Annotated in this window: 4 protein-coding genes; all 4 read right to left on the bottom strand. The window is 33.1% G+C overall.

What is annotated here, in order from left to right:
- Nucleotides 1-371: 371 nt before the first annotated feature.
- Nucleotides 372-1,685 carry an MFS transporter gene (locus RST01_RS10445; RefSeq protein WP_147196596.1) on the bottom strand — a complete coding sequence of 438 codons (1,314 nt, stop codon included), beginning with the start codon at nucleotides 1,683-1,685 and terminating at the stop codon, nucleotides 372-374.
- Between the two features lie 16 nt (nucleotides 1,686-1,701).
- Nucleotides 1,702-5,241 (bottom strand): beta-ketoacyl synthase N-terminal-like domain-containing protein, encoded by a 3,540-nt coding sequence (locus tag RST01_RS10440; RefSeq protein ID WP_147196594.1) that lies wholly within the window; start codon nucleotides 5,239-5,241, stop codon nucleotides 1,702-1,704.
- Complete coding sequence (fabD, locus tag RST01_RS10435; RefSeq protein WP_147196592.1) at nucleotides 5,229-6,497, bottom strand: ACP S-malonyltransferase; 1,269 nt, start codon at nucleotides 6,495-6,497, stop codon at nucleotides 5,229-5,231. Before fabD ends, RST01_RS10440 begins: the two co-directional genes overlap by 13 nt.
- Nucleotides 6,498-6,695: 198 nt before the next feature.
- Nucleotides 6,696-12,920 carry a non-ribosomal peptide synthetase gene (locus RST01_RS10430; RefSeq protein ID WP_147196590.1) on the bottom strand — a complete coding sequence of 2,075 codons (6,225 nt, stop codon included), beginning with the start codon at nucleotides 12,918-12,920 and terminating at the stop codon, nucleotides 6,696-6,698.
- Nucleotide 12,921: the final 1 nt, after the last annotated feature.

Raw genomic sequence — 12,921 nt, 5'->3', positions numbered from 1 at the left:
ACAACACGTGAAAATTAGATCTACTTCTGTATGGTCGAAGACAATCCCAGATTGGCACTCTCCCAATAAAACTAAATAAACATACAAAAAGCGCCTACGAAAAAATACGTGGGCGCTATTTGATGCTTACAATCATATTCGGTCTTTGGATTGATCAAATTTTCCATAAGATCAATTGATAATCCTTATGTTTCTTCGACATAAGTAACATACGGGTTTAGCCATCATCAACTCTTTTACTCTTTCATAGACAATAAGAGTCAGTCGTGTGTTGTACCGATAGAATCCCATTTCCTTACCTTGGTAAAGAGGTATTCCGAATTTGGGCTAGTAAGGGCTTGCTGTTTTTTATACTAAGATTTGCTGATAATTTATACACTTTGTTTGAGTGTGGTTTTTTCTGTACTGACCTCTACTTTTGCAATTTTTTCAATATTTCTTGTTATAATCATAAAGGGAATATGGACAATTAATTTCAGTGATATCCCAATAGCTAGGAATATTAATGGATAAATTAATGAATCCATGGCAAATAGCATACCTACCACCTTATACCCCGCTACCTTACCTATTCCGTTCATTACAATAACGCTAGCAATAAATCTGCCATATGATTCTCTAGGCACCTTGGATTGATAATAAGAAGCGAAATAAACGACATAGAAACTAAATGCTAAAAATAATATCAAGTTAATAATACTGAAGTAACTCACAATGTAAAAAGAGTGACCAGTTAAAAACTTAATAAAATTACCATTTCCTAATAAAAATAGAAAACCTACTGGCACAACCATTCCTAATAAACCAATACCAATATTATTAGAAACCCCTAATTTTTTTGTAAATGGTACTACAAGAATAGCCATGATCGAACCAATCGTGGCAACAGATTCAACAATACCGTAATCTGTATTTTTTCCAACCAAAACATTCACAATAATGTATGGTATACCTACAAACAAAAATGGGTATAAAAAAGTATGAGTTAAAAAAGCATTCGATACTACTGATAGTAAACGTTTATCTGCAAATATTACTCTAAATCCTTCTGAAATATCTCTGAAAAATGTAAGTTTTTTTCCAGTAGGTTTTCCTCTTGCAGGTAGTTTCATTAAATAGATCGTAATAGCTGAGACAAAAAAGCTTAAACCATTTACTAAAAACACAGTTCCTAAACCTGCTAATGTATAAGTTAGTGTTCCAAGTAATGGTGAAAGGATTTTCATTGTTTCATTAAGGGTTCTACTTACTGAGTTTGCATCCACTAATTTTTCTTCTGAGACAATTGTAGGCAAAATTGATATAAACATTGGCGCAAATAAGATATCACAACTCGATATAAATATTACAGTAAAATAAATGAGTGGCATGTTAATTGTTCCAATGAAACTAAAAGCAAATAAACCTAAACATAACAATCCTCTAAGAATATCAAAAGTAATAACCCAAAGCTTCTTATCAAACTTATCAGCCAGAATCCCTGATATAGAACCCAATATAATATGAGGAACGATTCCTAGAGCTAATACCGAAGCAAATTTTTCAGGAGAACCTGTTAGTTTTAAGACGTATAACGATAAAGCAACGTTAAGAAATAGCGTCCCAAATAGAGAAGTTGATTCGGATGTAATTAGAAGAGAAAAGTTTTTATTTTTAAGAATCCCTAAACTCGAAAACATATTCATATTGTCAACTCCCCCCTTAAATAAAATTCACTTGTTCACAGTGGTCCAACATACTGTTAAGTTGGTCATCTGAAGGTTTTTTCCACTCGAAACCTAATTCATTTAACAACATCTCTGTTTTGTCTGACACGATAGAATAATGTGTAGTATCTCGAGCTCCAAAATAATCAAAGATACCAAAGTGTAGTAAGAGATGATTAATGAATGAAGAATAAGTGCTATCGTTGTAATGATCTTTAATAAACTCAATAAACCTACTGAAATCAGCTACTTCTAGATCCTCTACTCTTTGTTTAACGACTTGTGAAATCTCATATAGACTGCTTCTATATGGGTTGAAAATATGATGTATTTCATTAAGTAACTCCTTACGGTTAAATAGCAAGACGATACTCTGACTTACATAGTCGATGAAAGAAAAATCCAGTTCTTCTCTCGCCTCGTTCGGGAAGATTTTCATTTTAATCATTGCGCGTATAATCGTATATAACCCATTAGATTCAATATTTGATTGGAATTGACCTGTATTAGAATCAAACATAATATTTCCTACTCTAAATAGGTTTGAATTAATTCCCTCTTTGCGAGCAGCCAGTACGATTTTTTCTGCTTCAAATTTACTTAAGCCGTAAGGATTATCAATAATTTGTCCAATATTTGTATCAAATTCACTAAATTGAACATATTCTTTATCCGCTACTTTACCTCTAGCAACAGCAGTAGAAGAAATAAGGTTAAAATCTTTTTTAATTCCTTCTTTAGCAAATTCGATTAAACGCATAGTCCCATTTACGTTAATATTTTCAAAGGATGAATATTCACCAAAATGCTTTACTAAACCAGCTGAGTGAACAATACAATCTATTTTACTTGCTAATTTGATATATTGATTATTATCTAAACCAAAGTTATTCATACTTAGATCTCCTAAGATCACATGAACTCTATTGTTTAGTAAGTCGACAATATCTTTTTTATCAAAATAATGACCCCAATTATTCACTAGCTTTTCTTCTGCGCGCTTTATATTATCTTCTCTAACCAAAACGTGAATATCTGCATTGGTATTTTTTAATAAATCTCTAAGTAAGTAAATACCCAAATATCCGGTCGATCCTGTAAGAAGAATATCTTGATAACTAATTGTTTGATCCAAATTCTTTCCTTTATAAGTTTTTAATCGGTCTATATACTTTAACTTTTCTTCTTCTAAAGATTCTTTATGAGCCTGTTCTAGTTCAGAAAATTCTTCTGAGACTTGTACTAACTTATCTAGCTTTTCATATATATTATCTTTATTTTTTTTAGTAATTGCTTGAGCTAATTGCTTAATTGTACGTTGAGTGAAAATATCGTTTAATGCCACTTGATAATTATTATTTAGCTCAGAGATTAACTGAACAGCAATGAAAGAGTCTCCCCCTAGTTCAAAGAAATCTTCGTTAATGTCTACTTCCTTTACTCCTAGAGCTGTATACCATGCTGCTGCAATATCAAGTTCAACGTCAGTATATTCATCTATTGAATTTCTTCCTTTTAATGAATATTTCTTTTCTTTTTGTTGATTTACTGACTCTTGTGATGATTCTTTTCTCAAAATATGTTTCCATTTTTCAAATTGACTATTATCTGGTTGTGTATTTAAAAATGTAAGAATTTCTTCATGCGCTTCTTCTATCTCCGGAGAAAGGAGGTTCTCTTTTTCCAAAGAAGATTCTGGGATATCAACCCAACATTTTTCTTTATCAAATGGATAAGTTGGTAAACTAACTTTGTAGACATTCTTTTGAGAATACATCTTGATAAAGTCAATAGATGCTCCATTTACGTATTCTTGAGCTACCTCTTTAACTGAATCTGATCCTACGATTTGTGTAGAATTGTAAACTGCTTTAATCTTTTGCTCTGTGTTTGAGTAAAAAATGGCGTCATCCTGGTTAGCCAGTAGAGCCAGGTCATCTACTAAACGGATGTCTTTTAATGTCGCTTTTAAACTATCAATTGAATTAGTTACTAATGCTAGACGGTGTTGATAATGATCTCTTCCCACACTAGCTGTGTAACAAATATCTTCTATAGAATTCTTCACATCTTTACTTAAATATGAATCATATTCAGCAATTAATTCTTTCAAGCTATTTTCGCTTTTAGCAGATAAGGTAAAGAGATGTTCCCCTTCACTATTTTGCATGTTATCTTCATCACGCAAAGGGGCTTCTTCTAATACTACGTGACAGATTGTCCCACTCATTCCAAATGAACTAACACCACAAAGTCTAGACTTTTCATCTGATTCCCATTTATTTAAACGATCATTAACAAAAACAGGAGAATTTTCAAAATCAATTTTTTGATTTGGTTTATCAAAATACAGAGAAGATGGTAATTGTTTATTCTTTAAACTCATCACGCATTTTAATAGCCCTGTCATTCCCGCTAAATTATCTGTATGGGCATAGTTACTCTTAACTGAGCCAATCCCACAAAATTGCTTTTTAGTAGTAAATCGTTGAAATGCGCCATAAATGCCATCTATTTCAATAGGGTCCCCTAAGTTAGTGCCTGTGCCATGGGCTTCAATATAAGAGATATCCTCTGGATTAATTCCAGCATCTTTCCACGCATGTAGTAGTAATTGTTCTTGAGCTCTAGCATTAGGAGCCGTTACTCCAATTGCTCTGCCATCGTGCTTCATTGAACTACCTTTAATAACGGCGTGAATATTATCTTTATCTCTAAGAGCTTTAGATAATGGCTTAAGAATAAAGGCTACTACACCTTCACCAATGGTCGTTCCACTTGAGTGATCTGAAAAAGCCTGAGTTCTTCCATCTGATGACTCAATACCTACTCGAAGACCACTATCAAGAGGAAGAAAATTAAGCTTTACACCGCCAGCAATGGCTAAGTCAATCTCTCCTTTTCTTAACATATTCGTAGCAAGGTGGATAGCAGCAAGACCTGATGAGCAAGCACTGTCAATAACCATTGCTGGTCCATGTAAATCTAATAGATATGATATTCTCCCAGGCATCATCGATACTGAGTTTCCAGGAAGTGAAGCTGCCACAGAATCCACATCTACATCTTGAATTAATTGCTGATAGCTCAATCCTTTTCTACTCTCAGCTGTGACAAACACACCTGTATTCGAGCCATATAATTTATTTCCACCATAACCCGAGTCTTCTATAGCCTTCCACACAGTCTGAAGAAGAAGTCTCTGATTTGGATCCATAAGGTTTGCTTCTTTTGGTGTAAGCTGAAAATACTTATAATCAAATTTATCGATTTCATCAAGATAAGAACCAAGGAAATAATTTGTATCTTTACTATACTGTCCTTTGTATTTTAAATACTTCTCTGTATCTTCTCTTCTAGATGTCGGAAACACCCCTGAACTATCCTTATCATTGGCGAGAGACTCCCAAAAAGCATCATAAGAAGGTGCATCAGGATAGTATGCATCCATGCCAATAATTGCAATATCTTTATTACTTACTTCTTTAATAAAAGGTGTATCTTGCTTAACACTTCCTAAATTTAGTAGAGACATGATAATTGTTCCTCCTGGATGGTTTGAATGTGTGCCTTTAAAAGGTGTTCCGTTTTCGTGACTTTTATTAATTCATTGATTCTTTGATTTTGTTCTTGTTCATGTACTTTTTTAGTCTTGAAAACAGACTGAAGCATTTCAATTGCTACAAGCATTTCCTCAACTGTAGCTTCTCTAGCTTCTTTTTGAACTTCTTCCGCCATTTTTTTTACCTTTTGGTAAGGTTCAACAACACCTTTTTGGTATTCTTCTTCATCCCAATTTTGATTTTTTGTAGCTACTGCAATTGCTAAGCTTTTATCTAAAAAGGCAGGGGGTAAATATCTAGTAATCATCCCTTTAAGATTTGATATATCCTCTGGCTTTTCAAATGGAGTGGAACTAATATCTTTTGTAATACTTCTCATTAGATTTGTTAAGACAGACTTAGATCCCAATTCAATGGCATGTTTTACACCTTTTTGCTGAATGTATCGAATGGAAGTTTCCCACATAACAGGTTCTACCATTTGTCTTTTTAATAAAGTAATATACTCTTTTGGATCATCCACGTGTGGCTTTCCAGTTACATTTGAGATGATGGGCACATCTGAGCGAGCAAAGTTAAAATTTAAAAGAAATTCTTCTAATTTTATAGCTGCGTCTTCCATTAAAGGACTGTGGAAAGAAGCACTTACTTTTAATGGAGTTAAGATGGCTTCATCTTTTGATAATAAATCTTCTACTTTTTTAACAGAATATTGATGACCAGAGATTACAACTTGATTAGGTCCATTAAAACACCCAATGGATACAGGATATTCAGGAGTAGAAACTTCTTTACAAGCTTCTTCTACTTTTGAAGCAGCGATATTAGCAACAGCTGTCATAACACCTAATCCATTCTTAACAGCGTCTTGCATTAAAAGACCGCGCTTTCTGACCATTTTTAAGGCATCTTCAAATGTAAAGACTCCTCCAGCACACAACGCAGAATATTCACCTAAACTATGTCCCAGTAGATAATCGGGGGTTATATTAAACTCTTTTTGAAGCACTCTATAAACCGCTGTGCTAAGTGTCAATAGAGCTGGTTGAGCATTCTCGGTTTGTGTGAGTTCATTTAGATCTCCTTCTAACATCAAAGTACTGAGATTTAATCCCAATACTTCATTTGCTTGTACGAATGTTTCCTTAGCAACGCTATATTTATCAATAAGGGAATTCCCCATGCCCACATATTGCGAGCCTTGTCCTGGAAAAAGATAAGCGATCATATTTAAATTTCCTCCTATTATAGCTTTAAGTCTCTATTTTTAATTGTTTTATTATTCTGTCTTTTGGATATCAACTTAACTTAATAAAGCAATTGTTAGGAAGAAATGATGAGTATCAATCTTGTCTGAAGTCCTCATCATTTCTCCCCTGTTACACTTTTATTAATTAAAGTTAATTAATTTATAATGAATATCTTCTTATCGAACTCCAATTTCTTTCTCACAAATGGCTTGAATAGCTAGATTATAATTCTGTAAAATTTCTAGCATCTTATCTTTTTCTAATTTAGAGCTAAAATCTAGTAAAACATTAATTTTCTCTCTCTGTTTTTGAATAATAAGTTGAATATCAAAGCCAAACGTTGTTTTTTGATAATCCGTAACTAAACAACTAACCTGATTCTCTGAACCATTATTATAGAAGGCTAATCCTTCTAATGAAATTGTATCTGCCGTTTCTAGATTTTCTTTTAATGAGAAAATTAACTGTTCAATAGAGCTATATTTTGCTGTTTCCATTAACATAACTTTTACTGAACCAGCTGTCTCTAAACTTACTAATCCGTCTATGCTTTCATTAGAAGTCATTTCAGAAAGCAAGTAATACCAAAGGATACTTAATAGCATTTCTTCACTTATCTCGAACGTCTGACTAGCATGCATAAAGTGATCGAAGTAGTTTCCTTCAAGACTAAACTCAAAGGAATAACTATCTGTAAGAGAATTTCCTTTTACAAAGTAATTGCTTGGGATAGAAATTTTATTTATTTTGTTCTCCATTGCTGTTTTCTTCGATGTTATATACTGACCTAATGTCTTAATAGTTGGATATGAGAACAAATCTGCAACTTTTAAGATACCTGGATACATAACATCAACCTTACTAAATACCTCTAGTAGACTTAGAGAGTCCCCACCTGATTCAAAGAAATTCAAATTCAAGTTTATATTTTCTACTTTTAGGACTTCCCTCCAAACACCTATAATAACTTCCTCAATATCATTTACCTCATAGTCTGAAGGAGATTCCTCAAGTAAAACTTTGACATCTGGTAAAAGATGTCGTTCAACTTTTCCATTTGAATTCATGGGAAGTTTGTCCATCAAATGATAATAAGTCGGAATCATATAGTCTGGTAAAAGCGATGAAATTCTATTTTTAAGATTATTGATGTCAAAGTGTTCTGGATCTTCTATTTCTATATACGCTATAATTTTTTGATCTTGAATTTTTACCGCAACGTGACGAATAACATCATGTTGAGCAATTACTCTCTCGATTTCCTCTAGTTCTACACGATAGCCTCTAATCTTAACTTGATTATCTTTTCTGCCCAAAAATTCTACTCGACCGTCTTCTCTGATTCTTCCTACGTCACCAGTTTTGTACAAGAATGAATTATTTTTATAAGGATTTAAAATAAAACTTTCTTGTGTTAAATCGTTGTTTTGATAATATCCTCTTGCAAGACCTTTACCACCTACAAAGATTTGACCAGGCATTCCTTGAGGAAGTAATTGCAAGGACTCATCTAGCACATAAATATAATTGTTTGTAATTGCGTGACCTAGTGGAAGAGATGGCATCGTTAAATCTTCTTTACTAATATAACCGGCTATTGTTCCAATACAAGTTTCTGTTGGCCCATAGTGGTTTATTAATCGAATACTAGAATAATTGCGTACTAATTCTTCAATTTGCGTCGGTTTCAGCACCTCTCCTCCAATAACTATTAGTCTTAAAGAGGCTGTGGCGTTGTTCCAATATTTTTTATCTGCATAACTTAGAACTTTTAATAAAGATGGTGTCACTTTTAAGTAAGTAATTTTATGGTCTGTTATATAGGACATTACTCGGTTAGGATCTTGATAAAGATCTTTTGGTACAAAATGAACTTCCCCACCATTTAATATTGCAGAAAATAATCCCGTATAACCCAAGTCGAAAGAATACGAAGATAGCAACAGGAAGCGATCATGATGACTAAGATTTGCATATGGTGAAAACCAAGAAAAATAGTTGGAAAGACTTTTATGCTCAATCATGACTCCTTTAGGAACGCCTGTACTTCCCGAAGTATAGATAATATAAGCCAAGTCATTCATTTGAATAGGAATTTTCGGTTTGTCGCTACTTTCCGATTCGAATAAGAAGCTGTCTAACTTTATTACTTTAAGACCTTCATTGTCTGTTCTTTGTTCATTGCTAGTAATTACGACACTTGGAGAACACTCGTTTAAAATATGGTTAATTCTATCTTTAGGTGCATGCGGATCAATTGGAATAAATGCTAACCCTGCCTTCAATGTTCCAAGAATAGATATCGCAATTTCTATTGTGTTTTCAAGAATAATGGCTACCTTCTTATTGCCACTTAACTGTGTTCTAATTAAATAATTCGCTAATTGGTTAGCTCGCATATCTAACTCACGATAAGTAAGATGTTTAGTTGGATCGACTACTGCTACTTTGTCTGGAGACAGTATTACCTGCTGCTCGAACTGTTCATGTACAAGCATTTGTTCTTCTGAAATTAAATCTTGCTTAGGGTGCCTAGCGTTTAAAATTTCCTTAATTTCCTCATCTTTAATTAGAGAAACTTCACCTACGTTAGCTTCTTTACAGTTTAAGACGTTTTCAATTAAGGTAATGAAATGATCAGCCATTCTCTTAATCGTATTTTCTTTAAATAACTGTGTGGAATACTCAAAAGAAAACGCAATATTTTCTTCCGATTCATGAGCAAACAAGGTTAAATCAAACTTTGAAAATTGATATGGAAATTCAATCGTGTTTAATCTGAGTGAATCGCTCTCATAGCTAGGAATATCCATATTCTGCATTGAAAACATGACATTAAATAGAGGATTACGACTAGTATCACGACTCAAGTTTAATTTATTTACTAGTTCTTCAAATGGATAATCCTGATGTTCTAATGCCTCTATTAAAGTTTCTTTTACCTCATTAAGATAATTAGGTAGTGATTTATTTGGATCAGGTTTTGTACGAATAGCTAATGTATTAACAAACATACCTAGCATCTCTTGAACCTGAGGAATTGTCCTAGCCGATACAGGAATACCTATGACCACATCTTTTTCCATTGAATATTTTGAAATAAACAAACTGAAAAAGCTATGCAATACCATATTCAGAGTCGCTTTTGATTCTTTAGCATACGCATTAATGCGATCTTTAAGTGCGCCATTAAGCTGGAAATGATAAAGACTTCCTCTATAATTCTTTTCCTTGGGTCTTTGATAATCTGTAGGTAGTTCTAAAATAGGCACACTATCTTTAAAGGTATTTAACCAATAGTTTTCTTGTTTTTTGATAGCATTTGAAGAAAGACTTTTCTGTTGCCAGTCTGCAAACTCTTTATAATGAACTTCTAGGACAGGTAAAGTTCCGCCCCTATAAATCTCTAAAAATTCTTTCATAATAACAGATAGAGAAATACCATCCAGAATAATGTGATGAATATTTAGTAAAAGTACATGATGAACTTCACTTATACGAAGTAAATGTACATTTAATAATGGTGCTTTGCTTAAATCAAAAGGAGTGAATGAATTTAGCATTGTATTATTAAGATCTTCTTGATTAATTTCTAAGACATTGAGTCTAAAGTTATCAACCGATGCGTGTACTACCTGAACGGGTTTACCATTTACAATTTCATAAGTGGTTCGTAGTATTTCGTGTCTTTCTATTACTCTTCTGAAAGCCTCTTCTATCCTACTTTCACTTAGTTCCCCGAAAATCTCCATTGGTACAGGAATGTTATAGCTACCCTTATCTGATGTGATACGGTCTAGCATATAGATTCTTTTTTGTGCAGAGGACAACTGGTAATATGATTGCGAAGGAAGCGGTGATAATTCCTTAGCTACTGCGTTTACTTGTTCTTTATTTCTAATAAAATTGGCCTGCTCTCGAACTGTTGTTAGACGAAATAAATCCTTCATAGAAATTTTCATATTAAATTCTTTTCTTAAGTGTGTAGCTAATGTAGCTAAAACTAAAGAATTACCGCCTAAATCAAAGAACGATGAATTTGTACCTAACTCATTAACCTTAAGGATTTTTTTCCATACAGATGCAACTTTTTCTTCCCAATAATTATCAGGCTTTGCTAAATCATCTTTAGTCTCTGTATTTTGATTAGGATCTGGTAATTTACGCTTATCAACTTTCCCATTTAATGAAAGAGGAAATTCTTCTAATTCAATAATAACTGAGGGAATCATATACTCTGGCAAGTTTAACTTAAGATAATCCCTAATCTCTTTTTCGATATTCTTTTTCTCTCCAATAACATAAGCGCAAAGGAATTTTTGTTGTTGATTATTTAATTTGGTTACGATTACTACATCTTTGATAAGTGGTGATGACAATAGAACGTTTTCAACCTCTTGAATCTCAATTCGGTATCCTCTAACCTTTACTTGATTATCTTTTCGACCTAAATAATCAATGTTTCCATCTGGTAACCATACTCCTACATCCCCTGTTTTATAAAGGCGCTCACCAGACTTAAATGGTGAATCAATAAATTTTTCATTTGTTAATTCATACCTATTGATATATCCAGCTGCCACCCCAAGTCCACCTACGTATATTTCCCCTGGTATTCCAATAGGTTGTAAGTTGCCATATAAATCAACAATATAAGCTGTAGAGTTATGAAGAGGTTTACCAATAGGTATTCTTCCTGAAAATTCTCTTTCCACAAGATAACTAGTTGAGAAAGTGGTATTTTCTGTAGGTCCATATCCGTTAATTATATTAATGGTCGGATTGTGCTTTCTCACTGTATTGACAGCTTTATATGGAAGTATGTCTCCCCCTACTACTAGGTTTCTAATATTTGAAAACAACTGCTCATTTTGACTTACGAGTTGTGAAAATAAAGGAGGTGTTAGAAACAGACTTGTAATCTTTCGGTTTACTAGTGCTCTTTCAAACGAGCTTGCTTCTAATAGCTCTTCTTCTTCAACAAAATGTAATGTTCCACCATTTAACAAGGCTCCCCATAACTCGAAAGTAAAAGCGTCGAATGCTATAGATCCTGTTTGAAGAATATTTTCATCATCACTTAATGAAATAAAGTTCGTATTTATTAATAACCTGCAAACATTCATGTGGCTAATTACAGTACCTTTTGGTTGACCAGTAGTCCCAGATGTATACATGATATACAAAGAGTCTTCTGATGACGGGTTTAGACCTAACTCTTTTGGTTCACATTGATAAATTACATCTTCTTTTAAATTAATGATTTTTCTATCAAAGTTTTCTTTACTATCTTCTATTGAAAGAAGAAAGTTTATTCCACAGTCTTCTAAAATATATTTAATGCGGTCAGATCCCGTATTTGTGTTTAATGGAACATAAACCGCTCCTGCTTTAATAATTCCTAATATTCCGATAATAGTTTCAATTGAACGAGTTGCCATGATAGCAACAGGTTCACCATGTTGCACCCCCAGATTGACTAAATAAGTAGCAAGTTGTTGAGACTTTTTTTGAAGATCACTATAAGTAATGGCATCCATATTAGAAACAACCGCATTTTTAGCTGAGAATTTTTTAACTTGTTCTTCAAATAACTGAGTAAGCGTTTGGTCTTTTGGTATTTCGACATTCGTGTTATTAAATCGATTTAATAATATATCCTTTTCAACATCAGTGATAAAAATCAACTCAGATATAGGAACTGCAGGATTTCCGATAAGTAGATCCAAGGCACGTGTAAATTGTTCAAAAATCTGAGTTATCTTTTCTTCACCAAATTCTAATGTCGAGTAGCTAACTTTACATGAAAGTTGATGATCTTTACTGAGAGAGAAACAAAAGTTTGTTCCATCACCCATTAGTTCTAAGTAGTTTGAATGTAAACTATCCATCGACGTTGTAACCCTAAAATATTCTGTGTTATGGTCGATTTGCAAATATTCTGTTAACACATCAAAGGGAATATTACAATATGTTTCAATACTTGTAAGATCCGTTTTTATATCATTTAAAAGACTTTTAAGAGTCGTTTCCGGACAAATACTAGTTCGGATAGGGAAAATATTATATTTTGAATTATTTTCTTTCCCTAAATTGGGAGAACCAATAACAATATCCTCTTCCAATGTGTACTTGTGAAGTAACCATGTTAATGCAGAGACAAGTATCATATAAGAACCATACTCTGATTGTCCGGCAATCCTTAGAACATTTTGACTAATTGATGGGTCAATTGTGAATAGCTTGTCTTTTCTAACCCCTTGTGTGTTCGAATCAATTTCAACAGTTGTAGGGAATCCAGATAAAGAAAATTCCCCTTTTAACTTTGCAGACCAATAATTTCTTTCCTTTTCTAATTTATGACTTGTAAGATAAATGTTTCTCTTTCTTTTATCTATCATT

The organism is Rummeliibacillus stabekisii (genome assembly GCF_007988965.1).
GTDB classification, from domain to species: Bacteria; Bacillota; Bacilli; order Bacillales_A; family Planococcaceae; genus Rummeliibacillus; species Rummeliibacillus stabekisii.
Note: the sequence above shows the minus strand (reverse complement) of the source record. Positions and strands in the feature narration are given on the sequence as shown.